The sequence below is a fragment of the Agrobacterium rosae genome, from assembly GCF_002915175.1.
In the GTDB taxonomy this organism is placed as follows: Bacteria; Pseudomonadota; Alphaproteobacteria; order Rhizobiales; family Rhizobiaceae; genus Agrobacterium; species Agrobacterium rosae.
On the sequence record NZ_NXEJ01000003.1, the window covers coordinates 249,430 to 274,597 of the forward strand.

Genomic DNA, 25,168 nt, shown 5'->3' on the forward strand with positions numbered 1-25,168 from the left:
AAATGGCAGTCTCGACCGGGCGCATCTGCACACTTTTTCAACACCATAAGGCTTGCTTATTGCTCCAAAGATAATCGGTCTTATTCAGGGTTCAAAAGTTCCACTAATGTGCTTGAAACAGACGGGGGAAAAAGAATGTCATTTTCCGACTACAGGACCGCATTGGTCACCGGAGCGTCGTCCGGAATTGGGGCCGCCGTCGTCGAGCGGTTGCGCCGGGAGAACATCGAGGTTCATGCCCTGGCGCGTAGCGCGGGACCGTTGCAGGCGCTGGCGGCAAAAACGGGTTGCATTCCACATGCAATCGATGTCACCAACCGTGCTGCGCTCACAGAATTGACGAGTCGGATCGAGTTCGACATTCTCGTTAACAATGCTGGCGTCGATCGCCCAAAGAAGTTTCTTGAGGCTGAGGAAGGTGACATCGACCTTATCATCGACGTCAACCTGCGGGCTGTCCTGCATCTGTGCCGCATGGTCGTGCCGGGTATGGTGGCCCGTGACAATGGTCATGTGATCAATATTTCTTCCATTGCAGGTGCTTATAATTTCGGTGGAAATTCTTCTTATCACGCGACAAAGGCAGCGGTCAGCATGCTCTCCAACCAGTTGCGCGTGGATGCTTTCGGCAAGCGCGTACGGGTGACAGAGATTTGTCCGGGCCGCGTTGCAACCGATATTTTTGCACATGTACACGGCGATGATCCATCGATACGCGAACGTTTCATCGACGGTTTCGAGCTGCCCGAGGCATCCGACATCGCCGATGCGATAGCTTATGCTATCGGCGCGCCTGTTGCGGTGAACATTGGTCATATGGAAATTACTCCAACGCTTCAGGTCATGGGCGGCCTACAGACAGCGCGGCCGGAGAAGCCCCGAGCCAAACCCGCGGTGTTGAAGCCGTGAGCGGGTTCGACGTCTCAGCGATCCTGACCAATCCCGAGTTTATCTCGATGCTCATCCACGGCATCGAAATGACGTTCGTCATTGCCATCGGTTCCTGGCTGCTGGCAATGACGCTGGCAGTCCTGCTGCTCGCCTTGCGCTTTTCACCTGGTCGTTTCGGCAATGCATTCGTTGCTGGCTATGTGTCCTATCATCGCAACGTGCCGACACTCGTTCAACTGATGCTCTGGTATTTCGGAATCTTCACCCTAATGCCGGATTGGCTGACTTACTGGCTTGCAAGCCACAACGCCGAGATAATCTTTGCCGTCATCGGTCTCGGCCTCTGTCAAGCTGCCTATTTCAGCGAGGACCTGCGATCCGGTCTTCGTTCGGTCAGTTCCGGACAGATGGAAGCGGCAAGAGCGCTCGGCCATGGATATCTTTCGGCGATGCGTTTTGTGATGATGCCGCAGGGTATTCGAAATGCGCTACCGCCGCTGATCAATCACAGTGTCTCGCTGTTCAAGAACAGCAGTCTCGGCATCGTCATCGGCGCTTCTGAGCTGACACATGCGGTCAAGGAAATCGAAAATCTCAGTTTCCGTACCTTCGAGGTCTATCTGATCGGCACTGTCCTTTACCTGTTCTTCTCGCTTCTCATCATGGGGGCGGGTGCCTTCATCTCTATGCGCGCAGACCCAGCCCGGAGGGCGCGGGCATGATTAACGACATGATCACGATCTTCCATGATTACTGGCTGCTGCTGCTGATTGGCCAGTATCCCAACGGTCCGCTCGGCGGTCTTGCCAACACACTGATCCTCTCGGCGCTCAGCATCACACTGGCCTTTCCGATCAGCATTCTGATGGCGCTGGCTCGGCTTTCCAAATGGCGACTTCTACGCTGGCCAGTGACTGTGCTCGTCTATGTAACGCGCGGGGTGCCGTTGCTGATGCTGATCCTGTGGAGTTACTTCCTGGTTCCGTTGCTGACCGGCGCAGATGTGCCAAGCTTCATCACAATGCTGACCACGCTGGTCGTCTATCAGGGTGCCTTCCTGAGCGAAGTCGTGAGGGCAGGCATCGTCTCGCTGGGCCATGGCCAGATGGATGCTGCCAAGGCGCTCGGTCACAGCTATCTCGGGGCGATGCGCTTCATCATTCTTCCGCAGGCACTCTACAACATGATTCCGAGTATCCTTTCGACTTTCGTTTCGACCATAAAGGACACCACACTCGGCTATGTGATCAATGTCCCAGATCTCACATTCGCGGCAAGTCAGGTCAACAATCAACTGCTGACCCAACCCTTCCAGGTCTTCCTCATTCTGGCGATCATCTACTACGCGATTTGCTGGAGTATCACTTTCGTCGCCAATCGTCTTGAGCGTCAGATCACCCGCAGACGCGCTGGTCTCGGCGGAGGTCGCGCCATTGATGCGGTGACCGCGCCTGCCAAAATTGCATCGGAGCAGCTATGACAAGCCTAGCATTATCGCAGGATAATAACGCAATCCGGATATCCAAGGTGTCCAAACGATATGGCGATTATGAGGTGCTCAAAGAGATCGATGCGGACGTGGGGCGCGGTGAAGTAGTGGTCATCTGCGGTCCCTCAGGTTCTGGAAAGTCGACGCTGATTCGCACCATCAACCGTTTGGAAGAAATAAACAGCGGCTCGATCTCGTTTGATGGGCAAAATATTCATGCGCCGATGAAGACAAGCGAACTCAACCGGCTTCGCAGCCGTATTGGCTTCGTCTTCCAGAGCTTCAACCTGTTTCCACATTTGTCGGTAGTCGAAAACGTTTCGATGTCACCGATTCGCGTCAAAGGCGTAACGCCGAGTGTTGCCCACGACAAGGCGCTCCTCCTTCTTGACCGAGTTGGTCTTGTCGACAAGGCAAATGCCTATCCTGGCCAATTGTCCGGTGGGCAGCAGCAGCGCGTCGCCATTGCCCGTGCGCTTGCCATGGAGCCACCGGTGATGCTGTTCGATGAACCGACCAGTGCTCTGGACCCGGAGATGGTCGGCGAAGTGTTATCGGTGATGAAGAGCCTCGCCGCTGATGGCATGACGATGTTGTGCGTGACCCACGAAATGGGTTTTGCGCGCGATGTTGCCGACCGGATCTGGTTCATCGACGCTGGCCAGATTCTGGAAATGGCGACGCCAGAAGACTTCTTCAAAAGTCCAAAACATCCAAGGGCACAGCGTTTTCTCGCAGACCTGCGGCACTAGAACTAAAACAATAAACAAAGGAGAACAGCATGAACATGAAGTGCATTACACTCGGCTTTGCCCTCTCGGTAGCGGCCTTGTCCGCTCCGGCACATGCCGACCAGCTTAGCGATATTATGACCAATAAGACGCTGCGTTGCGCAACCTTTGCCGACGTGCCTCCATTTGCATCGCCAGATGCGAAGACCCGTGAAATGGCCGGTTTCGACGTCGATCTCTGCAAGGCGATCGCAGACAAGCTTGGCGTCAAGGCCGAAGTCAAACCGGTGTCCGTCGAAGCCCGCGTGCCGGAAGTCAAGCTCGGCCGCGTGGATATCACGGTCGCCAATCTTGCCTACACGCTCAGCCGCGCCGAGCAAATCCAGTTTAGCGATCCATACTATCTCGCCAAGGAAATGCTGATCGTTCCAGACGAGGATCCAGGCAAAACAAAAGCAGATTTTGCGGGCCAGCGCATTGCTTCGACCAAGGGCTCGACGTCCGAAATGTCGATCAAACTCAACAAGTCTGACCCGCTTACATTCCAAGACACCGCGTCTGCTTACCTAGCAGTGCAGCAGGGCAAGGCCCGCGGCATGGTCGCAAACACGATGACAACGACCAAGTTCGTCAACGAGTCGCAGACCAAGGGCAAGAAGATGCGGATGATCCAGGATCCTATGCTGTTTCAGCCAATCGGTATCGGCATGGCAAAGGATCAGCCAGCTCTGACTGCGAAGATTAATGAAGTGCTGCGCACGCTGGACACATCCGGCGAACTCGGCGAGATTTGGAACAAGTGGCTCGGTCCGGATACCGAATACAAGATCGTCCGGAACGATAAGGTTGTGCCGTTGAGCGAGTTGAAGTTTGAGCCGATCCCCTGATTGCTGTTAAGACTGACTGGGCTAGACGCGAGCGGGTGAAGGGGTGCGCTTTTTGCGCTTCCCTTTCAGCCTCCAAAGTCATCGGCGCTGCGGCTTTGACCTGGGGCGAATGACAATCAGGGTTCGCCCGTTCAGACCACTTCAACAGTGGCAGTTTTGAAATAGCGGTGTCTAAGGTCGTCTTCCTATCAATAGTGAGAGCGTCGCTCGCTTATAGAAAGCCGCCGTGGGAGATACATCAATTTCATGGAAAGCGGCGCGGGTGCATCATCTTCGTGGGGATAACCAATCTGTTCGAGCGTATGTAGCTGATTTTCGAGCACTACAAGCCTACCAATAACTGTCAGTTGCACTGACAATGGGGACTTTGTGTGAGAAACTGTAATCTCCTGATGGTGGCGGTTGGCTTTGTCTGCCTTTCGCTTTCCAGCGTCGCGCGAGCAGATAATGCAGCGACAGAACTCTTCCAATCGTATCTCGGCGGTGGCCGCATCGACAACACCGACGAGAAATTGCTGGGTCTGACCGTAAAGGCCACCAACAATGCGGACGCGCAGTTGGGCCTGGGGCTTGTGCGTTCTGCGCGTGCTTTTGAAAAGTTATCGCAATCGCTTTATCGCCATGGCTTTGGGTCGAAGTCAGACGGTTATGAACTGTTTTTTGGCCGTGGCATCAGCGAAGTTATAAGAAACCCCGATCCCGAGCCCATAACTTACGAACAGTTTCGTGGCATTCTCGCTTCATTCATTGCCGACCTTGATTCCGCCGACAAGGCGCTTGCCGCCGTGGGCGATAAGTCGGCAAAACTGAAGGTCGATCTTTCGGTGGCCCGTTTTGACTGGAACGGTGACGGAGTAATCGGACCGGAAGATCATTTAGGTCTGGCGATCGCCGAACTGGATGAGAACGGCAAAGCCAAGCCGTTCATTGTGGGATTTGACACTGCCGACGCCAAATGGATGCAGGGCTATTGCAATATCATGATGGCCGTCACCAAGGCATGGCTGTCGCATGATTTTTCCGAAAGCTGGAATAGTAGTTTCAGCGTCGTTTTCCCGAAGGCCGTTTCCACCATGGCGGATGCCAATGGCACAAGCGGTGAAGAAGTCACGATGTTCGGCGTCAACAAGGCGCAGGCCGACGATATCGCTGACTTCGTGACGCTCATTCACACAATTCGTTGGCCAGTTGTCGATAAGGCGATGTGGAGCGAAGTGCGCGAGCATCTGAAGAAGGTTATCTCGCTCAATCGAGAGACATGGGCCTTAATCGAACAGGAAACGGACGACGACCACGAATGGCTTCCAGGACCAATACAAAAAAGTGGTGTGCTCCCATCATTTGAGGTCACACCGCAGCGCATTCAGGCTTGGCTCTCCTTACTCTCGCAGTTTGAAGCCGCTCTCGACGGCAACATCCTCGTTCCGCATTGGCGTTTTGACAAGGGTATCAACCTTGCCAGAGTTTTCGACGATCCACGACCTTTCGATCTAATACTTTGGATAACCGGACCTGCCGCAGAACCTTATCTTCGGGACGGACCCACTATGAGCAACGGTCAATGGAGGCAGATCACCTCGATCTTTGAAGGAAACTTCGCTTCCTACGCCTTCTATTTCAACTAAGATTTGTCGACCATTTCAATCGCCTGTGAAATAGGCCATTTACTACCGTTCTAAAATTCTTGGTCATCGTGCGGTGGCGAGTAATTTCGCCACCAGTTCCTATCCCATATGTGGACGGCCCCCGGTTCGCAAGATATTTTGAGATGATTTGATCTAATCGCTTGCGTTCATATGTCCGGCCTGTTTTTGCGTTCGCACATGAACGCTGGCCAAGATGTTTCCGCAACACAGGTCCCAAACATCAAGGCGGCCTCGATGGGCCAATGGGATTCCCGGTGTATCCTGTGTCCCGGATCGATCGATCACACCATTTGCCATCATCTTGCAAGTTGTTGTATCAGCAACACGTGATGACAATCAGGATATCCTGGGCTCTCGCTCCCCAATCTTCATGTGGCGGATCCCTCCAAAGTCGGCCCAGATTGCGCGCTGTACGTATCTCCAGAGACTATGAGTTTCCAAGCTATGCGCGCCATCTTGTTGGCGACTGCGACAGCTGCCAGTTTAGGCGGCTTGCGCTTGACCAGTTCCACCAACCATCGAGAAGCCTTGCCAGATCGCCGCGCGTGATGAATGACAGCGGTTGCTCCATTCACCAGGATGGCTCGAAGAGCTTCATCGCCGGCTCGCGTGATACCACCGAGCAGCATCTTGCCGCCGGTCGAGGAAGGAAGCGTCCGTCGTGTTGCTGAACCATTTCCGGCGTATCATGGATGGCGTAGCTCGCCTGTTCATATGAGCCGGTGAGTTTCAGAATGTGCGTTGCCAACACGTCCCGAACATTATGAGGTCCGTGCGGCAGCAAGCCACTGATCGCTCTGCGACCCGTATACGGATTATAGATGCTATCGCGTTGGATGATGACACGCCAAGCTTCATAGAAGGTTGTCTGATTACAGGCCGCGTCAGCGCTCGATAGATCTTACCTTCAAAAGCTGTCCGGCAGGGCATCACAGCAACTTTAATACGGAGCAGTGGCCGCTCAAGAGTCACTAGGCCCCTGGGCGACAGCATATTTCCCGCTCAATCCATTGACGGACTCTTCAAAGAGCATCTGCGAATAATCGTTATGTGTTACGCCACGTTGGAGGTCCTCTTTCGTCAATTCATCCACGAAAGCACCATCCTTCATCACCAGCACGCGGTCGCACATGTGGGCGATCACGGAAAGATCGTGGCTGACGAGCACGTAGGTCAATGTTCGCTGATCCCTCAAGTCGCACAGAAGATTGAGAACTTCTGCCTGTACTGAAACATCAAGCGCGGACGTCGGCTCATCCAAAAGCAAAATCGCAGGTTCCAACATCAAAGCCCTGGCAATCGCGACACGCTGGCGCTGCCCTCCAGAAAGCTGATGTGGAAAGCGCTCTGAGAAGCTGGTTGGCAGGCCAACCTGCTCCAATGCACCGGCAACTCTGTCCCAGCCAGCGCCCTTCTTCATGGCGCGAATGGGTTCTGCCAAAACTCTTTCAATCCGGTGACGCGGATGAATGGAGCCGTAGGGGTCTTGGAAAACCATCTGTGCCAGCAGTAATTGTTCCTTGCTACGTTCCCGATCAACTGGCGTTCCCGCAAGGGAGATCGTTCCCTGCCAGTGACGGTCCAACCCCGCTAAAGAGCGAAGTACAGTGGATTTTCCGCAACCCGATTCTCCAACGATGCCCAATGTCTCGCCCTTCTTTACGGAGAAGGACACCGATTTAACAACTTGCTTGCGAGCTTTGCCCTGAGCAAAAGACACCGACAGGTCCTTGACCTCAATCATGACAGGCTCCCTGCTGCATTTATGGCTTGGCGATCCAGAACTTGTAAACGGGAAACAGGATGTTTGGGATCTGGCATGGCGGCAATCAGCCCACGCGTGTAGGGATGCTTTGCTTCTTCAATGCTGCTCAGCGTTTCGATAACCTGTCCCTGATACATGACGAGAATTTTTTCGCAAAAGGATGCGACCATACGGATGTCGTGGCTGATGAGCAGAAGTGCCGAATTATTTTCCCGCACCAGTTCGTCGAGAAGCCTTAAGACATCGCCTCTAACGCTGACATCCAACGCCGATGTTGGCTCATCGGCGATGACAAGACGCGGCTTGGCCAGCAGCATCATTGCAATCATGACCCGTTGACCCATACCACCGGAAATCTGGTGCGGGTACAGCTCCATAGTGCGTTCAACATCTGCGATACGGACTTTTCCGAGCATTTCAGCGGCAAGTTCAAAAGCGCGTTTCTTGCCAATCTTCTGGTGCAGAAGGGCAGCCTCTGCCACTTGTTTGCCGACCTTAAGTACGGGATTGAGGGAGTAACGCGGGTCCTGCATAATCAATGCCATACGGTTGCCACGAAGACCGCGCATCGCTTTTTCACTGCGGCTGAGGAGTGGCACCGCTTCGAAATCGAGCGTTGTGGCCTCTACTCGGGCAGAGGGCGGCAAAAGCCGCATGATTGCGCGCCCGAGCGTAGATTTACCGGAGCCAGATTCACCAACAATGCCGACCCGTTCTGCGCCGAGATCAAAGCTCACATTTCGCACGGCCGGAACTTCTGCCCGCCCGAAACGGACCGATAAATCCCTGACCTTGAGAATGGTTTGACTATCGGGCATGGCGTGGATCCAAAATATCGCGAAGCGTATCTCCAACAAGGTTGAACGCTAGGCTGGTGACGAGAATGGCGATGCCTGGCATAACGGCAACCCACCAGTTATCGAGCATAAATTTGCGTCCGTTGGAGATCATCGCACCCCACTCGGGTTCCGGTGGTTGTGCTCCCAAACCAAGGAAACCAAGCGCTGCCGCCGTTAGAATGACGCCCGCCATGCTGAGAGTTAGCCGCACGACAACAGAGGGAATGCACATCGGTGCGATGTAGAGCAGTAGTAATCTGGTCCCCGACGCCCCATAAAGTCTGGCAGCAGCCACATAATCCGTGTTGCGTACAATCAGTGTTTCCGCGCGAGCCAATCGCGCAATGGGCGGCCATCCCGTTAAAGAAATGGCGATAATGGCGGTGTTGAGGCCAGCGCCGAGGGACGCAGCGAAGGCGAGTGCGAGGATCAATGACGGAAAACTGAGGACGATGTCCGTTGCTCTCATCAAGAATGCATCGGTTCGCCCCCCCACAAAGCCTGCCACAATGCCAATCAAAAGGCCGATAGGGCCGACGATCAGCGAAACGGCGAGGACCGTCTGGATTGTAATGCGTGTACCATAGATCAGGCGAGAAAGAATATCGCGTCCGAACTCATCTGTTCCTGCCCAATGGGCGAGGCTCGGTGGTTGCAGAGCCTGCGACAGGTTTTGGCCGGTGGCACTGTAAGGCGCAATCCACGGGGCAAGAATGGCGACGATGACCAGCAAGAGCAGAACGGCAAAACCGAACATGCCCAGCGGTTCATCTGCCAGTTTTTTGAAAAAGCTCTTTAAGCTGCCAGTGGTCCGGCCAAGAGCACCCGATGCTTGGGGCCGTGCCGCCAGAATTTGACTAGTATTCATGTCGTGGCCTCTCTCGTGCGGGGATCGAAAACGAGATATGCTAGATCGGAAAGGAAATTCAGCATCATGAAGATCAAACCAATGATCAGCGTGCCTGCCAGAACGGCGTTCATGTCGCCGTTCATCAGGGCGTTGGTCATGTATTGACCGATGCCGGGCCATGAAAACACGATCTCGGTCACAACCGCACCTTCAAGCAAGCCGCCGTAGGAAATCGCCAAAACGGTTATGAGCTGCACGGCGATGTTCGGCAGAAGATGGCGCATGACAATACGCAGACTAGATGCTCCCTTGGCGCGTGCGGCTACCACGTAGTCCTGGTTCAATTGCTCCAGAGTGAAGCTGCGGGTCATGCGCGTGATGTAGGCCATAGCCGAGTAGGCAAGGATACACGCAGGCAGAATGATATGGTGAACGGCGTTCCAGAACACCTCCGTGTCGCCAGCCATGAGACTGTCGATCAAAAGTAGGCCGGTTTTAGGCTCGACGAGGCCTTCGAGGTAGACATCCACGCGTCCCGGACTGCCAGCCCATTGAAGGCCTGCATAAAAAATTACCAAACCTACGATGCCGAACCAGAAAACTGGAATGGAATGCCCGACGAGCGAGATGACCCGCGTAAATTTGTCGAACCAGCTATCGCGAAAGAAAGCTGCTGTCATACCTAGCGGAACACCTAGCAGCGTCGATATGACAACCGCCAAAGTTGCGAGTTCCAATGTTGCTGGGAACGCATTCTTGAGATCTTCAGTGACAGGGTTGCCCGTCAGGATCGCTGTACCGAGATCTCCTTGAAAAAGGGAGATCATGTACAACCAGAACTGATGATAGAGCGGTAGATCCAGACCCAGCCGCTCCCGCATTGCCTGATAGGCCGTGGGATCGGCCAGTTCACCAACGATCGCACCAACCGGATCGGTCGGCAAGATGCGACCGATCACGAAGGTGACGACAAGCAGAACGAACAGGCTCAAAAGCAGATGCCCGAGCCGTCTAGCAAGCTCTATGAGTGTAAACTCTTTCATGTGCGCAATGGCCTGATTATGGAGCGTCGGATTTCGTAACGCCTTCAATGCGGGTCAAAGACCATGGATGGCCGCTGTAACCCTTTAATCGGTTGCTCAAGACGATAGGCTCGAACCGTTCAAACATCGGCAAGACAGCAGGCTTGAGTTCGATGAACTTTTCTTGAATCTGTTTCACGAGCTCTATGCGTTTGGCGTCGTCTCTTTCGCTGTTTGCCTGCTCGCGTAGCGCATTCAGCTCAGGAATGTCCCAGGCAGAGCGCCAAACAAAGTTGCCAGCATTGTTGGCTTCTTTGGAGTTGTTGGGATTAGACGCAAAGTTATCCAGGGAACCCAGTGCAGTCGGCATGAACGAACCGGTTTGGGGGATAAGCAGATCGAAATTGCGCGCGCGGTGCGCGGCGACGATGTCGGCGCCGTTGCCCTGCTGGATATTGACCTTGATGCCGATCTCCGCAAGGTTGGCCTGAATGGCCGTGGCCATGTCCACCCTGGGCGTTTGCGAAATGGTTTTGAGTGTGACTGTGAAGCCATCTGGATATCCGGCGTCCGCCATAAGCTTCTTGGCTTTCTCGGGCTGGAAAGACCAGTCGGGGTTTGCTATCGCACCTGTCCAATCCTCTGGCACTGGGACGTTGCGGACGCGGCCGTAAGACCCCAGAATTGTCTCCGCTATGCCTTTGTAATCGATGCCGTAGGCAATTGCTTCACGCACCCCTGGCTTGGAAAAAGGCTCTGTGCCTGCATTCATCGCAAGAACGTAGTAGCCACCCGTCTTGACCTTATCGATGACAAAGCTGGCGTTGGTTTCGAACGTCCTGACATCCGCTGCGGTCAGGGCGCTCGCGATATCGATATCACCACGCTCGAGCATCAAACGGGCTGCCTGGCTTTCGGGAACGTGGCGCATGATGATACGACGCATGGTCGGTTTGCCGTCACGATAATCGTCATTTGCTTCGAGAAGAACGATATCATTGGGCGTCCAGCGACGAAGGACGTAAGGACCCGAGCCTGCGGTCTTGGTACGTAGCCACTCATTGCCATAATCGTTGTTGGTGACGTGCTTTTCGACTTCCACGCTGTCAACGACCGACGATACACCCATTGCGAGCCTATAGAGGAGCGCTTCAGGGATAACTTTGTCGGTCAGTTCGATCCGGAACGTCTTTTCGTCGGGAGCCGAAACAAGGCTTTCTATGTTGGCGGCGGTATAACCAGCCGTCTTGTAGTTGGTTGCTGCAGACTGATCGAGTTTCAAAAGCCGGACAATGGAAAACAGGACGTCCTTGGATGTTACCGGATTCCCCGAGGAGAATTTTGCTTCTTTCAGTTTGAAGGTGATGCCCTTGTCGTCAACCTGCCAGCTTTCCGCAAGTTGCGGTTTGATTTTGTTGCCGTCAGTTTGATCGGCAAAGACGAGCCGGTCGTAGGTGTTTGCCAATATTTCCTGTGTCTTCACTTCGGTGCCTTGCTGCGGGTCAAGTGAGAGCACTTGCGCCAGTGAGGTACCGATAACCAACTGATCGTTTGGGGTTGCTGCAACGGCCGCCGTGGAACTGGCAAGCGCGACTAAAAACGCTGCTGCAAAAACACGATTTGAACAAACTACATTCATGGGCTTCTCCTCCAAGATAAACCATTTCGGCACGGGACAAGTCGTACGATGATTGCGTTATTTCTGTGAGCTGTACCGTACATCTGGTATGATGTCTTAAGTTATTCGCCCCGTCTTCAAACCGAAGTGAACCTTAATATTGCTCGGTGCGCAAGTCGCGTTTGCATGTATTCGGCATCCGCTTTGCGCTTTGCGAGCCGTCAAACGTCGGCTTTCTGAAGAGATGATGCAATCAAAAGAAAATTCATGATCTCTTTATAAACCCAAGGTAACATTAGTTGGTTTCAAAATAATCTGCATTTTCAATGACAAGGCGGTATATCTTGAATGACCATCAACGCCGTGCATAAACCAGTGTTTGATTGCAGCAATAAGGCGGGACCTGCCTATGAGAGAAGTTCCCGATACTCAAAATTTTTGAACCTCGACAAGGGACAGAAGAGGTATTATCTCTTTAAGCCAACGAGGAGGAATGACATGTATGTTGGGACGCAGCTCGCTGCCCGCGATGATGATGATTATCGGATTTGGTCGCAGCTTGGAGTTAATAACATCTGCGCGGACCCAGACGGCCCATTGGACAGTTGGGGTCTCGACGATCTTAAACGTTTACGCGAAAAAGTAGAAAGCTTTGGGCTCACGCTGGATATGATCCAGCTTCCTTTGCCTTCAAGTCCGATCGAAACCGCCACATATCCAGATATCTTGCTGGCCGGTCCAGACCGTGATCGTCAGATCGATGCGATCTGCAAACTTATTGAAAACCTTTCCGAAGCGGGTATTCCCGCAGCCAAGTACAATCTCAACCTTATTGGAATTCCCCGCACCCCCGATGAGTTGGGAAGAGGTGGCTCCAAGAATGCATCCTTCCGATGGGACAAGACCGACCAGAACGCGGCGCCCGGCCAAGCTGGCGTTCTTTCGGAAGATGAAAACTGGGAACGGATCGACTATTTCCTCGAGCGGGTCGTGCCTGTCGCGGAAGCGAACCGCATTCGCCTAGCCTGCCATCCGCACGATCCCTACACGCCACCGGGTTATAAGGGCGTAACCCGGGTCTTGGGAACCGTGGATGGGCTGAAGAAATTCGTCACGATCCGAGAAAGCGCCTATCACGGACTGAACTTCTGCCAGGGAACGGTCGGTGAAATGCTCGATAATCCCCGTGAAGAGATCGATGACGTCATTCGCTGGTTCGGCAACCGGAACAAAATTTTTAATCTTCATTTCCGCAACATTCGCGGCAAGAAGCTGTCGTTCATGGAAACCTTTCCCGATGAAGGCGACATGGACATGGCCCGGTCGCTGAAGGTCTATCGTGAGGTGGGCTACAAATACATGATCATGCCGGACCACGTACCCACCATCTCCGGTCGTGATCCACAAGGTGTCGCCTTTGCCTATTGCTATGGTTATACAGCGGCCCTAGTTCAAGCGCTCGATGCCTACGGGGCTTAAATTGTGCTGAATCCCGCACATATCCCTTTGCGGGAAGAGGCCCCCGGAGCACTTAGTAAGGCGTGACCCGGGCGTGACGATCAACCTATAACCGGCCGCACCTGGCCTTCAGGAATGACGTAATGTTCTCACACAAACGTGCCGATTTTGGACCAGACTTTGTTTTTGGCGTTGCAATGGCTGCCCATCAGATTGAGGGCGGGCAGACAGACGGACGCGGCTCGTCGATCTGGGATACATTTTCTGCAACACCTGGAAATATCAAAAACGCGGATAACGGAACAATCGCCTGTAACCACTATAGTCGCTGGGCAGAAGATCTCGATCTAATCCGGGATGGCGGATTTGATGCCTATCGCTTCTCCTTTGCTTGGTCTCGTCTCATTCCCGAAGGAGCGGGTGCGCTCAACCGCGCCGGGTTCGATTTTTATGATCGTCTGATCGATGGCATGCTGGAACGCGGAATCAAGCCATTCGCCACGCTGTACCACTGGGATTTGCCCAGCGCATTGCAGGATCGTGGTGGATGGATGAACCGCGATACCGCCAAGGCTTTTGCCGACTATGCGGCCCAGGTCAGCCGCCATTTCGGCGACAGGCTGGAGAGTATCGCGACGTTCAATGAACCGTGGTGCATCACTGTTTTAAGCCATTTTCTAGGCATTCATGCGCCAGGCTATCGCGACGTGCGGGCGACCGCCAGAGCGATGCACCATGTTTTGCTCGCTCACGGCCTTGGCATCACCTCAATGCGTGAAGAGGGCATCAAGGACAAGCTAGGAATCGTCGTAAACATGGAGAAGGCCGAGCCCTTCAGCCAAAGCCCTCAAGACATCGAAGCAGCTGCTTTGGGAGACGACATTTTCAATCGCTTCTTCCTTGATGGTGCTGTGAAGGGGACCTACCCCGAACGTGTTACGAATATTCTTGAGCCCTATCTTCCTGCCAAGTGGCAAGACGACATGAGAGCAATGTGCCCGACAATCGATTGGATCGGCATAAATTATTACACGCGCTCGCTCTACAAACATGATGATAGCGTGCCGGTGTTCCCATTCACGCAGTCCCGTGGCGACCTCGAAAAGAGCAATGTGGGTTGGGAAGTTTACCCGCAGGCGCTCACCGAGTTTCTTGTGCGCGCCTCCAAGGATTATCCGGGTCTGCCGATCTATGTGACCGAAAACGGCATGTCGGAAACAAACGAGAGCAAACGTATTGCCTTCTTCGACAAGCATTTTGGCGCCATCCGCGATGCGCAGGCTCAAGGTGCAGACGTACGTGGCCATATAGCATGGACCCTGATCGACAATTTTGAATGGGCCGAAGGCTATGAGCCGAAATTCGGCATTGTAGCCATGGACCCCGCGACCTTGGATCGGTTGCCCAAGGAGAGTTACCACGCATTCCAGAACATGCTGAAGGACGGCCGCCAATAGAGACGAGACAGTCCAGCTTCGTCACAGCCCATCCGAAATACGGAGCAAAGCATGCGCGCGACAGGAACAGTGCATAACGCCTATGCGATTGGCACCGTCAATGGTCGTCTTTATGGGTCGTTCATTGAACATCTGGGTCGCGCCGTCTACACGGGCATCTATGAGCCCGGGCATCCGACCGAACATGGTAACGGCATCCGGCAGGACGTTATCGATCTGGTGCGCGAACTGGATGCACCAGTCACCCGTTATCCCGGCGGTAACTTCGTCGTCGGCGGAGCATTCGAAAAAATGGAGGAGTGATGCAAATGCAAAAAGTTACGCTGATAACTGCAGCCTGCCTGACTTTCGCAGGTGCTATGTCTACGACGACGACATTGTTCGCGAAAACAATGGTTTACGTGTCTGCCGCAACCGATGGTCAGATCAATACCTACAGCATGAACGAGGAAACAGGTGCCTTGACGCCAGAGGGGAATGTCGAAGCCGGTGCCTCTGTTATGCCAATGACCGTAAGTCCCGACGGCAAGCATCTTTACGCGGTTGTTCGTTCGCAGCCGTACCGTGTGCTTTCGTACGAAATCGACCCCAAAACGGGTGGCTTGACAGAAAAAGCTACGGCCGCGCTTCCCGACAGTATGCCCTATGTGTCGGTTGAAAAATTAGGTCGTCTTTTGTTCTTCACGTCCTATGGCGGCAACAAGATAGCATCCTTGCCGGTGGACGCTGATGGCCTCGTTAAGGACGGTGCCAAGCAAGTCATCCTGACAGGCCGAAATGCCCACTCGATCGTCAGTGACAAAACCGGAAAGTACGTGTTCGTTTCGAACCTCGGTTCCGATGTGGTCCTACAATTTATTTTTAATGCCAAAACTGGTTTGTTAGAGCCCAATTCTCCCGCGAGTGTCGCAACAGGGGCTGGGCAGGGTCCACGTCACATCATCGTTTCACCCGACAACAAGTCGGTCTACGTCATCACCGAACTCAGCGGTGAAGTCATCCACTACGCACTCGAAGCAAACGGGACACTCACAGAAAAAGACGTCGTGGCAATTCTCCCGCCGGATGCCGGTCTCGAAAAGGGCGTCGCGCCTCCGGTGCCGCCTGCATTCAATGCGCCGTCAAAACCAGTAACGGCGCCCGCCGCTGCCGCTGTCGTGCCAGCAAAGATCTGGGCTGCTGATATCGGTATCACGCCGGATGGACGGTTTCTCTATGCGTCGGAGCGCTCCACAAGCACGATTGCGATCTTCACCGTGTCTCTGAAGACCGGCGCACTGACGCGTGTGGGCTCCATCGAAACCGAAAAGCAGCCGCGTGGCTTTCGCATCGATCCGACAGGGCGGTTCCTGATCGCATCCGGTGAGAAGTCGGAACAGCTTTCCGTTTATGGCATTGACCAGAAAGACGGATCACTGAAAAACGTTGGGCGATACCGGGTTGGCAAGGGCGCAAATTGGGTCGAGATTGTTCGTTCTCCATAAAAACCGGCGACGGCGCGCAAACTCGAAAACCACCCTGTGCCGATTGAGCTAGTTTGCCCAATCCTCAAAGATATGTGCATTCTATATCCGGCTGAGGTGACGAGCAATATGCCGAGACCGCATCGCGAGGCAAGTTCGCCTCGGATAAAAAAGGGGATTGAAGATTTTCGCACGGTTGCTGAGGTGAAAGCGTGCTCCGAAACGACTACCTACATGCTCGACACAGTTTCGGCGCCAGGTGATTTGTCAATAGACGCGCACGACATCGCAGTGTCCGTCTGCCTAGTCCCATCAAGGCGTGTGACAGCCAGAATCATAACTAAAATATGAAAAATCTGCGCGCATAGCTTGTCCACTGGTGTCATTGGCCGCCATTCCGACGAATGCACCGGTGAAATTAGCATGTTCACCTTCTCCTCCTTCATCGGAAAGTGCGGAATGGTCCAGCAGCGGTCCGATCCGTATCCAGGCATCGTTTTTCCAATAAAAGAAGCGCGCCAGGGCTCCCCGGACTTCGATCCTCATTTTGACGGGCCCGGGCGGTACAGCAACAGCATCATCAAGAGCGAGTGTCGTTTTGCCTACAGGCCAGGCACCATTGCAATATAGGATATGAAGTGAACGTCCGAGGTTTTCGTCATGAGTTAGGCACAGATAATGGTAGGCAAAGCTGTTGTAGTAGGCAATCAGTCCTGCCATCTGGTGATAGCTCCGTGGATCAGCGTCAACTTCGGTTTCGGCATCGAAGTCAAAATGCGTCTGGCGCCGTGCGACAAGTGACTGCTCGTACCAAGAGCCGACAGATTCACGCCCGAACAGGCGCAAATAGCCTGGTCGCGCGGTTAGCGAAAACAGTCGGTTCGGATTGGGTGTCCGCAGCCATTGGAATGCGTCCGGAAGGCCGGTTTGCAGATCAAACGTATAACGTTCACTCTCGGACAAAGACTTCTGCTGTGTGTTGCTGGACATCGAAACCGTATCCTGCGGAGCGAAGGGTTCGCCTTGCAGCCGTAACCAGCCATCGTCGCCCCATATGCATTTCTGTATCGCGGTCTCGCGCCCCAGCACCGAACGGCCTATACCTGGAAGCGGTCGACTGCAAAGATGAACGAGATAGGTGTCGCCATCTGGCGTTTCCACCAGATCCCCATGACCCGCCCGCTGGAGGTTGGCATCGGGGTGGAACCGGCTGGTGACGACATGAGTGTCTGGGTGGAGCTCGTATGGACCCGCAATCTCACCTGAGCGCGCCATTGTCACGGCATGTCGCATACCGGTGCCGCCTTCGGCGACCAGAAGATGATACCGCCCATCACGCCTGTACAGGTGAGGGCCTTCTGCGAGACCATGTGGCGAGCCGGCGAAAATATTGCTGATCGGACCGATCAGTCGACCCTGCTCATGGTCGTACTCCTGCAGTAATATACCGCCGAACTTCGAGGGCCGGGCCCGGTAGTCCCAGGTGAGGTTCAACAGCCATTTGCGGCCATCTTCGTCATGGAACAGCGAGGGATCGAAGCCGGAGGAATTCAGATAGGTAGGCGTCGACCATGGACCGTCGATGGTTTCCGACGTTACCAGGTAATTATGGCAGTCCTTGAATGAACCACTCTTGCGCTTGACGTCTGTGTAGATCAACCAGAAGCGACCATCTGCGTGGGTGAGGCACGGCGCCCAGACGCCACAAGAATCCGGCGCCCCTCGGAGATCCAGTTGCTCGGCTCGGTCGAGCGGCCTTTTCACCAGTCGCCAGTCGCGAAGATCGGTTGAATGATAGATCTGGACGCCTGGATACCATTCGAATGTCGAGACGGCTATGTAGTAGTCGTTCCCAACCCGGCAAATCGAGGGATCCGGGTGGAAACCGGGCAAGATAGGGTTCTGGATCATAGTCTCACTCTAATCGCCATTGACGCATGTAGCGCCTGTTTAAAACCAGCTGACCTCTTTTCAGATCAGCCTTTCCATGTCTGCACAGGTTGAGCCCGGCGCCATTTTGCATTCTGGACGACGATCAGACGGTAGCGCCATTCATGTCCGCGGAGCCTGCGGTGAAACCGGCAGTCGCCTCTCGCTGTCTGGATCGAGCTACATAGCCGCGACTGCCATCCATCAGCGTGCGGGTGTAAGGATGCTGCACCGTATTTTCGAGCAATTGCTGCCTTGTGGCAATCTCGACGAAGCCGCCGCTTTGCATCACTGCAACCCGGTCGCACAGATGGGCAACGACTGCGAGGTCGTGGCTGACGAGGATATAGGTGAGGTTTTCACGCTCCCTCAGATCCTTGAGCAAGTTGAGGATTTCCGCCTGTATCGAGACGTCGAGCGCGGAAGTCGGCTCGTCGAGAAGTAGGATACTCGGTTCGAGGATCAATGCGCGGGCAATCGCGACGCGTTGACGTTGTCCTCCCGACAACTGGTGCGGATATCGGTAGCGGAAATTGAGCGGTAGGCCGACATCTGTCAGGACCTTTTCGATGCGGTCTTGACGTCGGTCCTTGCCGTGGATTTCCAGTGGCTCGAGCAAGGTGCGACCAATCGTGTGCCGCGGGTGGATCGAACCGAACGGATCCTGAAAAACCAGTTGCTGCTTGGCAAGCTGTCCGTGGGTTCGCTTTTGGGTGATCGTCTCTCCATCGATCTCTATGATACCCGTCCACTGTTTGTTGCGACCCGCGATCGCACCGAGCACGGTGGATTTTCCGCAGCCGCTCTCGCCAACCAGTCCGAAAGTCTCGCCTTTTGCGACCTCGAAAGAGACGTCCTTCACCACTTTGATGAGGGTGTCGCCGCTGCCATACGATACGGCGAGATGGTCAATTTTGATCATAGGCATATCAGTTCTCCAGCCAGGCAGGATCGCGACGCAGCACTTCCAGCCTGTCACGTGGACGGTCTAGGCTCGGCAAAGCGTTGAGAAGGCCACGGGTGTAAGGGTGTTTGGCCTGATTCAGATCGGCGGCGGCGATCGTTTCCACGATACGGCCCGCATACATGATGATCACCCTATCGCAGAAACTTCGGACCAGATTGAGGTCATGCGAGATGAAAATCAGACCTATGTTTCTTTCCGTTACGAGATCATCGAGGATCGATAGGACCTGCTGGCGAACCGTAACGTCCAGCGCCGAGGTCGGTTCGTCGGCGATGATCAGGGAAGGGGAGGCGATCAGCATCATGGAGATCATGATGCGCTGTCCCATGCCGCCAGAGACTTCGTGCGGGTAGAGATCAAAGACACGCTGCGGATCCCGGATATGAACACGTTCCAGCATGGAAAGCGTACGTTCGCGTGCTTCCTTCTTCGAGGCTCCCTCGTGCAGGATCACCGTTTCGGATATCTGCTCGCCGATGCTCATGACCGGATTGAGCGAATATTTCGGATCCTGAAGGATCATCGCGATGCGGCGACCGCGGATCGACAGCATCTCGTTTTCGGTGGCGCGAAGCAAGTCAATATCCTCAAACTGGAGGCGATCGGCATTGACCGAGGCATTCGGTGGTTGCAGTCGCATAATGGCGCGGCCTGTCGTGCTCTTGCCAGATCCGGATTCGCCAATAATGCCGATCTTCTCGCGACCGACCGTGAAGGAGACATCCTGGACAGCTCTGACGGCACCTGAAAGCGATGGAAATTCGACCGACATCTTCTCGACGGTCAGGATGGTATCTGTGGATTTATGCATTGCGGGGATCCATGATGTCACGCAGCCCGTCGCCGAGCAGATTGAAGGCGAGGCTAACAACGAGGATGGCAATCCCCGGAACAGTCGTCAGCCACCAGGCATCCAGCAGATACTGGCGACCGGAAGCGGCCATCGAGCCCCATTCGGGCAGCGGTGGCTGCGCGCCGAGACCCAGGAAGCCCAGCCCTGCGGCGGTAAGGATGATGCTCGACATATTAAGTGTTAAACGTACAATAACCGATGGCGCGCAGAGAGGCACGATATGACGCAGCAGGATGCGGGCCATGCTGGCGCCCTGCAATTCTGCCGCAACAACGAAGTCCGCATGGCGAAACGTCAGGGTCTCTGCGCGCGCAAGGCGGGCAATTGGCGGCCAGACCGTCAGAGCGATGGCGATCACCGCATTCTCAATGCCAGGACCAAGCGCTGCAGAGAATGCAAGTGCGAGAACGAGACTTGGGAAAGAGAGGAAGATGTCGGTAATGCGCATCAGCACGACATCCACCCAGCCACCGAGATAGCCAGCGGTCGCACCGATCGCGAAACCGATTGGCCCGACGATCACGGTCACGAGAATGGCGATGTAAAGCGTGGTACGACCGCCATAGACGAGCCGTGCGAAAACGTCGCGCCCAAATTCGTCAGTGCCGAACCAGTGCGCCGCCGACGGCGCCTGCAGTGCCTTCATGAAGTCCTGAGCGATAGGATCCTGAAGCGGCATTAAAGGTGCCAGAATTGCCAGGATGATCAGGAAGACAATAACGACGAACCCTGCCAGAGCAAGCGGATTGGCAACCAAGCTAAGCCACGCGATGTAGATGTTGTGTAGGCGGGCCTGACGCGAGGAACTAAATTCCTCATTGATTAGCCAGGTGTGGAGGTTTGAGAACGTACCTGATTTTGTCATGGTCTCACCGGGTCCTTGGATCGATAAAGCGGTAGGCGATGTCTGACAGGAAGTTGATAGCGATCGAAATCAGCCCGATCAAAAACACGCTTCCGAGGACAGCATTCATGTCAGCAAAAAACAGGGCGGAGGTCAGGTATTGTCCGAGCCCCGGCCATGCGAACACAGTCTCGATCAGCACGGTTCCGTCGAGCAAGCCGCAATAGGCGAGTGCGACGACGGTCAGAAGCTGCACACGGATGTTGCGGAAGGCGTGGCGCCAGATAATCGGTCGTTTGCCAAGACCCTTGGCGCGGGCCGTGAGGATATATTCCTGGTGAAGCTGTTCCAGCATGAAGCTGCGTGTCATGCGGCTGAGATAGGCCATCGCCGCGTAACCAAGGATCAGGGCCGGTGCAATGAGATGGTGCAGCGCGCTCCAGAACACATCCCAATGCCCTCCCAACAGGCTGTCGATAAGTACGGAATTCGTCCGCGCCTCGACAATCCCCTCGTTATAAACATAGATCCGGCCACCGGGCGGGATAACGCCAAGTTGCGCATAAAACAGCAGGATGACAATCGTGCCGAGCCAGAAGATGGGCGTCGAATATCCGAGCAGTCCCACGACGCGGGCAACATGGTCGACCCATGTTCCCTTGCGGACCGCAGCGATCACGCCGAGGGGGACGCCGAGGCCGGCGCCGATCAATGTCGCAAGGGTCGCCAGTTCCAGCGTGGCGGGAAACACCCGGGCGAGATCGTTAACCACGGGCTGCTTGGTAATATTCGACTGACCAAAGTCGAGCTGCACGGCATTGCCGAGATAGTTCGCGAACTGCACGTAGATCGGTCGGTCAAGGCCCATTTCCTTGTAGACGCGGTCATATGTCGCCTGGTCCGCCTGGTCGCCAATGGCAGCGATCACGGGATCGGCAGGCACCATGCGTCCAACGACGAAGGTGATGACGAGCAGACCGAGCAATGTCGTCAGGATCACGATCGCCGAGGTGGCGACTTTGCGCGCTGCCTTGAAAAGCGAATGGCTCGGAACTGGAGTAGATGTGGTCTGTGAAATACTCATTGCACTGTCCTTGGTTCGCAAATCATTCGCTTTTGGAAACGGTGTCCCAGCGTGTCAGCCATGTCGGATGTCCGACGTAACCTTTCACTTCTGTGCGGACGGCTTTGGGATCGGTACGTTGGAATGACGTGACGAGAGCTGGTGAGGCGCGCAGATAGGCTTCGTTAATCCGTACATAAAGTGCTTTGCGCTTTTCCGGATCGATCTCGTGGGCGGCCGCAATCACCATATCCTGTATGTCTTTTGGGACATCCCAGGCGGTGCGCCAGGCGACGAGCCCGGCGAGTTTCGCTGCATCGGAATTGTCGGCATTCGTGGCATAAGATTGAAGAACCGCATGCGGGTCGGGAAGACGATCGCCGGTGCGTGACGAAAACAGCTCGAATTGCCGTGACCTGAATTTGCCGATCTGGTCACCGATCTGCAGATCGAGTTTGATCCCAGCCTTGGCGGCATTATTCTGAAGCGATATTCCGACTTCCGATTCCGGCGTTCCGGGTTGAGCGAAATAGACTTTTGAAAAACCGTTGGGATAGCCCGCTTCCGTGAGCAGTTGTTTTGCCTTGTCGATGTCCAGTTTGTAGGGATTGTCAGCCATTGCACCCGGCAGGCCAGCCGGGATGATCGATTGCTGCTTGGTGCCGTAGTATTTCATGACGGTGCTGCTGAGCCCGTCATAATCGATGAGATAGCGAAAAGCCTCGCGAACCTTCGGGTTGGAAAGTATCTCGTCCTTTTGGTTCAGTGCCAGATAGTAAAAGCCAAATCCGGGTACCTTCTGGACCGACACTTTGCCGTCAGCTTCAAGCCCTGAAAGGTCCGTCGACGATAATCGCGTCGCGACGTCTACGTCACCCGCATCGATCTGAAGCCGCTGCGCTGAAGATTCAGGGATATGGCTCATGAACACCCGCCGCATGGCAGGCATACCTTTCCAGTAGTCCTTAAATGCATCGGCGATCAGAAGTTGATTGGAGCGCCATGTAGTCAGGGAATATGGGCCTGAGCCCGCGTCCTGGGTCTGGAGGTAGTTGCGCGCCCAGTCACCGTTTTTTTCCCTGCTTGCCAGATACACGCTGTCGACGATCGACGTAGAGAAGCTGGCCAGAGAATACAGAATGAGGTTGGGGTTCCAGACTTCCGGTGTCTGCAGCACTAGCGTTTGGTCATCCGTCGCACGGATCAAAGCATCGACATTTTTTGCCGAAAACCCCCATTGGCGAAGGTCGGTCGACGGTGCCAGCCCAAGTTTCACAAGCCGGTGCAAAGACCACTCAACATCTTTCGCAGTTAGCGGATTGCCGGAATGAAACCGCACCCCCTGCCGGATCTTGAAAGTGAATGTCTTCCCATCTTCAGACACCGTCCAGCTTTCCGCAAGCGACGGCTTTGGTACTGTAATATTGTCGGCCGGCAGCTCGATAAGCCGATCATAAAGATTGGCGACGACCTCAGCAGCCTCGAGCTGGTTGATCTCATGCGGATCAAGACCGCGCATCGTCGTCATCATGATGGCGATGACAAGTTGATCCGATGGGGTTTTTGCGAATGCAGGAATGCCGCAGGATGCGATCATCGCAGAGCTTACGATGGCAACAAAATTACGTTTCAACATGGTTTTCTCCCAAGGCTCCTCAACCTCGTTTCTAGAAATTTGTTATCGACAAGGACATCAAATCTGATATACCAGATCTCATATTAATCTCGTCACGTCAACGGATTTTGGGAAATGATCAATCGCTCGGACACACCCGCCGGTGGCGCGGGATTTGAAAAGATCGACGCCAGCTTCAATGTCACCGTACGGGACCACGTCCATCGGATGATGCGTGCAGCCATAATTTCCGGGCGTTTTGCAACCGGCGAAAAAGTCAACGAGCGAAGCCTCGCTGAACAGTTCGGAGTCAGTACTACGCCCATCAAGGAAGCCCTTCGGCAGCTGGAAACCGAAGGCTTGGTTGAAGCCCTGCCGCGGCGCGGCGTGGTCATACGGTTCGCAAGCAGTTGGGCAGAGGAAATGATCCTCGCGCGCGCTGCGCTGGAATCGATGATCGCCCATCTCGCTGCAAAGCGCATCGACAAGAAGGCGGGTGTCGAACTCGTTGCGACCGCCAATCTGATGCGCAAGGCAACGACGTCGGGCGACGCTGACAGTCTGATCGCGCTCAACGAGACCTTCCACGATCTTATCCATAGGAGTTCGCTGTGCGGCTATCTATCCAAGCTGATCGAACGCCAGCAATTTTATGATGCGAGCATCCGTCGCGTCATCCACCTTGATTCTTCGGAGCGCCAGAAGGCGCTCGAGGAGCATGTCACCATCGCCGACGCCATCGTCGCCGGGGATGCGGGCAGGGCGGAGCGCTCAATGCGCGACCATGTCGTGCGTTCGGGCCAAACTTACCTGTCCATCGTATTTGGAAATCAGAAGGATAGTGAGCGTGACTGACAAACTACAGGCTGTAAGAATGGCCCTTTCCGGGATCTCAGGCGTTCCCGTGACACCATACGCGAGCGACGGCTCGATTGATGTACAGAAGCTGGAATGGCTAATCAAAAGACTTGCCGCAGCTAAGGTCCACAACCTCATGGCGGCCGGCAATACCGGTGAGTTTTTTACGCTCACGATGGACGAGATCCGTCTTGTGCACAATACGACGATCAAGGCTGCCAACGGCAATGCTCTTGTCAGTGCGGCCGTCGGCAGGTCGCTGACCGATGCAAAGGCGCTGGCACGCGACGCCATCGCCGCAGGTGCCGACGCGATCATGGGGCATCATCCCATGGATCCCTTTGCCGGACCGGCTTATCAGGCGGCCTATTTTCTAGAACTGGCGGAATTTTGCACGATTCCAGTTATTGCCTACGTGCGCAGCGACGGCTTCTCCGTAGATGATTTCCGCAAACTGGCGCTACACCCCAATATTGCCGGTATCAAATTCGCCTCGCCCAATCTTATGCTTTTGGCCGAAGTGATCCGCGCGACCCATGACGCACCGGCGATCTGGGTTTGCGGACTTGCCGAAGGTTGGGCACCGGCATTTTACGCTATGGGCGCACGCGGGTTCACCTCGGGGCTCGTCAACGTATTTCCCGAGCGTTCGCACGCTATCCATACGGCTCTCGAGTCAGGAGATTATGCGGCGGCGCGCGGCCTAATCGATGGAATTGCTCAGTTCGAAGCGTTGCGCACGAAATACAATAATGGTGCCAACGTCACCGTCGTCAAGGAGGCGCTCGGCATGCTTGGGACAGACGTCGGCCCTGTGCGCGTACCAGGCGTGGTCGAACTGAACGTCGCTGAGCGTGAGATCCTGCGCGAAGTCGTGGACCGCGTTCGCTCCAACGCAAACGGTGCTTGAGGGAGAATTTTTA

21 protein-coding genes and 4 pseudogenes are annotated in these 25,168 nt (G+C 54.7%); 12 read left to right on the forward strand and 13 right to left on the reverse strand.

Translation table 11 applies throughout. The annotated features are described in order from the left end of the window. Nucleotides 1-135 precede the first annotated feature (135 nt). The 6 genes from CPJ18_RS06935 to CPJ18_RS06960 all read left to right on the forward strand — a co-directional run bounded on the left by CPJ18_RS06935 (nt 136) and on the right by CPJ18_RS06960 (nt 5,623). Nucleotides 136-909: an SDR family oxidoreductase gene (locus CPJ18_RS06935; protein WP_077105535.1), complete on the forward strand. Its 774-nt coding sequence runs from the start codon at nt 136-138 to the stop codon at nt 907-909. Beyond that, the gene (locus CPJ18_RS06940) at nt 906-1,613 is read left to right on the forward strand and encodes an amino acid ABC transporter permease (RefSeq protein ID WP_077105534.1); all 708 of its coding nucleotides are present in this window, start codon (nt 906-908) and stop codon (nt 1,611-1,613) included. Before CPJ18_RS06935 ends, CPJ18_RS06940 begins: the two co-directional genes overlap by 4 nt. Then, entirely contained in the window at nt 1,610-2,371 is a 762-nt protein-coding gene (locus CPJ18_RS06945) for an amino acid ABC transporter permease (protein WP_103657506.1), read from the forward strand. Before CPJ18_RS06940 ends, CPJ18_RS06945 begins: the two co-directional genes overlap by 4 nt. Continuing rightward, nucleotides 2,368-3,132 carry an amino acid ABC transporter ATP-binding protein gene (locus CPJ18_RS06950; protein WP_077121671.1) on the forward strand — a complete coding sequence of 255 codons (765 nt, stop codon included), beginning with the start codon at nt 2,368-2,370 and terminating at the stop codon, nt 3,130-3,132. The genes CPJ18_RS06945 and CPJ18_RS06950 overlap by 4 nt, the downstream gene beginning before the upstream one ends. A gap of 29 nt (nt 3,133-3,161) precedes the next feature. Then, nucleotides 3,162-3,998, forward strand: a complete 837-nt coding sequence (locus tag CPJ18_RS06955) for an ABC transporter substrate-binding protein (RefSeq protein WP_077121669.1) — start codon at nt 3,162-3,164, stop codon at nt 3,996-3,998. Between the two features lie 371 nt (nt 3,999-4,369). Continuing rightward, entirely contained in the window at nt 4,370-5,623 is a 1,254-nt protein-coding gene (locus CPJ18_RS06960; protein WP_245445355.1) for a hypothetical protein, read from the forward strand. A 389-nt stretch (nt 5,624-6,012) separates the two neighbouring features. Here CPJ18_RS06960 and CPJ18_RS06965 read toward each other — a convergent pair. From CPJ18_RS06965 to CPJ18_RS06995, 7 genes and pseudogenes are all read right to left on the reverse strand, one after another. Then, nucleotides 6,013-6,288: pseudogene (locus tag CPJ18_RS06965) on the reverse strand (IS110 family transposase); the annotation flags it as partial. Then, nucleotides 6,216-6,539: pseudogene (locus tag CPJ18_RS27125) on the reverse strand (hypothetical protein); the annotation flags it as partial. The pseudogenes CPJ18_RS27125 and CPJ18_RS06965, both read right to left, overlap by 73 nt. Nucleotides 6,540-6,605: 66 nt before the next feature. Further along, nucleotides 6,606-7,388, reverse strand: a complete 783-nt coding sequence (locus tag CPJ18_RS06975; protein WP_077121667.1) for an ABC transporter ATP-binding protein — start codon at nt 7,386-7,388, stop codon at nt 6,606-6,608. Beyond that, nucleotides 7,385-8,227 (reverse strand): ABC transporter ATP-binding protein, encoded by an 843-nt coding sequence (locus CPJ18_RS06980; protein WP_077105528.1) that lies wholly within the window; start codon nt 8,225-8,227, stop codon nt 7,385-7,387. The genes CPJ18_RS06975 and CPJ18_RS06980 overlap by 4 nt, the downstream gene beginning before the upstream one ends. Then, nucleotides 8,217-9,032 (reverse strand): annotated as a pseudogene (locus CPJ18_RS06985) (ABC transporter permease); the annotation flags it as partial. The gene CPJ18_RS06980 and the pseudogene CPJ18_RS06985, both read right to left, overlap by 11 nt. Nucleotides 9,033-9,112: 80 nt before the next feature. Next, nucleotides 9,113-10,141 (reverse strand): ABC transporter permease, encoded by a 1,029-nt coding sequence (locus CPJ18_RS06990; protein ID WP_103657509.1) that lies wholly within the window; start codon nt 10,139-10,141, stop codon nt 9,113-9,115. Between the two features lie 16 nt (nt 10,142-10,157). Beyond that, nucleotides 10,158-11,759, reverse strand: a complete 1,602-nt coding sequence (locus CPJ18_RS06995; RefSeq protein WP_077105525.1) for an ABC transporter substrate-binding protein — start codon at nt 11,757-11,759, stop codon at nt 10,158-10,160. 477 nt (nt 11,760-12,236) lie between these two features. On the opposite strand from CPJ18_RS06995, the gene CPJ18_RS07000 reads away from it, so the two are divergent. The 4 genes and pseudogenes from CPJ18_RS07000 to CPJ18_RS07015 all read left to right on the forward strand — a co-directional run bounded on the left by CPJ18_RS07000 (nt 12,237) and on the right by CPJ18_RS07015 (nt 16,137). Then, nucleotides 12,237-13,217 carry a mannonate dehydratase gene (locus CPJ18_RS07000; RefSeq protein ID WP_103657510.1) on the forward strand — a complete coding sequence of 327 codons (981 nt, stop codon included), beginning with the start codon at nt 12,237-12,239 and terminating at the stop codon, nt 13,215-13,217. Nucleotides 13,218-13,339: 122 nt separating this feature from the next. Next, on the forward strand, nt 13,340-14,653 hold the full coding sequence (locus CPJ18_RS07005) for a GH1 family beta-glucosidase (protein WP_103657511.1): 1,314 nt from the start codon (nt 13,340-13,342) through the stop codon (nt 14,651-14,653). 51 nt (nt 14,654-14,704) lie between these two features. Further along, nucleotides 14,705-14,923 (forward strand): annotated as a pseudogene (locus tag CPJ18_RS07010) (alpha-N-arabinofuranosidase); the annotation flags it as partial. Between the two features lie 38 nt (nt 14,924-14,961). Further along, the gene (locus tag CPJ18_RS07015; RefSeq protein WP_103657573.1) at nt 14,962-16,137 is read left to right on the forward strand and encodes a lactonase family protein; all 1,176 of its coding nucleotides are present in this window, start codon (nt 14,962-14,964) and stop codon (nt 16,135-16,137) included. 291 nt (nt 16,138-16,428) lie between these two features. On the opposite strand, the gene CPJ18_RS07020 is transcribed toward CPJ18_RS07015, so the two are convergent. The 6 genes from CPJ18_RS07020 to CPJ18_RS07045 all read right to left on the reverse strand — a co-directional run bounded on the left by CPJ18_RS07020 (nt 16,429) and on the right by CPJ18_RS07045 (nt 23,408). Further along, nucleotides 16,429-18,027, reverse strand: coding sequence for a glycoside hydrolase family 43 protein (locus tag CPJ18_RS07020; RefSeq protein ID WP_103657512.1), 1,599 nt, complete (start codon nt 18,025-18,027; stop codon nt 16,429-16,431). A 124-nt stretch (nt 18,028-18,151) separates the two neighbouring features. Further along, entirely contained in the window at nt 18,152-18,973 is an 822-nt protein-coding gene (locus CPJ18_RS07025; protein ID WP_103657513.1) for an ABC transporter ATP-binding protein, read from the reverse strand. Nucleotide 18,974: 1 nt separating this feature from the next. Further along, a complete protein-coding gene (locus CPJ18_RS07030) occupies nt 18,975-19,823 on the reverse strand; it encodes an ABC transporter ATP-binding protein (protein WP_103657514.1) in 849 nt (282 codons plus the stop codon). Further along, a complete protein-coding gene (locus CPJ18_RS07035) occupies nt 19,816-20,730 on the reverse strand; it encodes an ABC transporter permease (RefSeq protein ID WP_103657515.1) in 915 nt (304 codons plus the stop codon). Before CPJ18_RS07035 ends, CPJ18_RS07030 begins: the two co-directional genes overlap by 8 nt. A gap of 4 nt (nt 20,731-20,734) precedes the next feature. Continuing rightward, on the reverse strand, nt 20,735-21,793 hold the full coding sequence (locus CPJ18_RS07040) for an ABC transporter permease (RefSeq protein WP_042615811.1): 1,059 nt from the start codon (nt 21,791-21,793) through the stop codon (nt 20,735-20,737). A 22-nt stretch (nt 21,794-21,815) separates the two neighbouring features. After that, nucleotides 21,816-23,408, reverse strand: coding sequence for an ABC transporter substrate-binding protein (locus CPJ18_RS07045; RefSeq protein WP_103657516.1), 1,593 nt, complete (start codon nt 23,406-23,408; stop codon nt 21,816-21,818). Between the two features lie 114 nt (nt 23,409-23,522). Here CPJ18_RS07045 and CPJ18_RS07050 point away from each other — a divergent pair, with 114 nt between their 5' ends. Together CPJ18_RS07050 and CPJ18_RS07055 are read left to right on the forward strand one after the other, a co-directional pair. Continuing rightward, a complete protein-coding gene (locus tag CPJ18_RS07050; protein ID WP_103657517.1) occupies nt 23,523-24,242 on the forward strand; it encodes a GntR family transcriptional regulator in 720 nt (239 codons plus the stop codon). 19 nt (nt 24,243-24,261) lie between these two features. Then, nucleotides 24,262-25,155 carry a dihydrodipicolinate synthase family protein gene (locus tag CPJ18_RS07055; RefSeq protein ID WP_245445364.1) on the forward strand — a complete coding sequence of 298 codons (894 nt, stop codon included), beginning with the start codon at nt 24,262-24,264 and terminating at the stop codon, nt 25,153-25,155. Nucleotides 25,156-25,168: the final 13 nt, after the last annotated feature.

Coding starts and splice junctions, on each gene's coding strand:
- CPJ18_RS06935 (WP_077105535.1), top strand. CDS start 136: ATGTCATTTTCCGACTACAGGACCGCATTGGTCACCGGAGCGTCGTCC.
- CPJ18_RS06945 (WP_103657506.1), top strand. CDS start 1,610: ATGATTAACGACATGATCACGATCTTCCATGATTACTGGCTGCTGCTG.
- CPJ18_RS06950 (WP_077121671.1), top strand. CDS start 2,368: ATGACAAGCCTAGCATTATCGCAGGATAATAACGCAATCCGGATATCC.
- CPJ18_RS06955 (WP_077121669.1), top strand. CDS start 3,162: ATGAACATGAAGTGCATTACACTCGGCTTTGCCCTCTCGGTAGCGGCC.
- CPJ18_RS06975 (WP_077121667.1), bottom strand. CDS start 7,388: ATGATTGAGGTCAAGGACCTGTCGGTGTCTTTTGCTCAGGGCAAAGCT.
- CPJ18_RS06980 (WP_077105528.1), bottom strand. CDS start 8,227: ATGCCCGATAGTCAAACCATTCTCAAGGTCAGGGATTTATCGGTCCGT.
- CPJ18_RS06990 (WP_103657509.1), bottom strand. CDS start 10,141: ATGAAAGAGTTTACACTCATAGAGCTTGCTAGACGGCTCGGGCATCTG.
- CPJ18_RS06995 (WP_077105525.1), bottom strand. CDS start 11,759: ATGAATGTAGTTTGTTCAAATCGTGTTTTTGCAGCAGCGTTTTTAGTC.
- CPJ18_RS07000 (WP_103657510.1), top strand. CDS start 12,237: ATGTATGTTGGGACGCAGCTCGCTGCCCGCGATGATGATGATTATCGG.
- CPJ18_RS07005 (WP_103657511.1), top strand. CDS start 13,340: ATGTTCTCACACAAACGTGCCGATTTTGGACCAGACTTTGTTTTTGGC.
- CPJ18_RS07015 (WP_103657573.1), top strand. CDS start 14,962: ATGCAAAAAGTTACGCTGATAACTGCAGCCTGCCTGACTTTCGCAGGT.
- CPJ18_RS07020 (WP_103657512.1), bottom strand. CDS start 18,027: ATGATCCAGAACCCTATCTTGCCCGGTTTCCACCCGGATCCCTCGATT.
- CPJ18_RS07025 (WP_103657513.1), bottom strand. CDS start 18,973: ATGCCTATGATCAAAATTGACCATCTCGCCGTATCGTATGGCAGCGGC.
- CPJ18_RS07030 (WP_103657514.1), bottom strand. CDS start 19,823: ATGCATAAATCCACAGATACCATCCTGACCGTCGAGAAGATGTCGGTC.
- CPJ18_RS07035 (WP_103657515.1), bottom strand. CDS start 20,730: ATGACAAAATCAGGTACGTTCTCAAACCTCCACACCTGGCTAATCAAT.
- CPJ18_RS07040 (WP_042615811.1), bottom strand. CDS start 21,793: ATGAGTATTTCACAGACCACATCTACTCCAGTTCCGAGCCATTCGCTT.
- CPJ18_RS07045 (WP_103657516.1), bottom strand. CDS start 23,408: ATGTTGAAACGTAATTTTGTTGCCATCGTAAGCTCTGCGATGATCGCA.
- CPJ18_RS07050 (WP_103657517.1), top strand. CDS start 23,523: ATGATCAATCGCTCGGACACACCCGCCGGTGGCGCGGGATTTGAAAAG.
- CPJ18_RS07055 (WP_245445364.1), top strand. CDS start 24,262: ATGGCCCTTTCCGGGATCTCAGGCGTTCCCGTGACACCATACGCGAGC.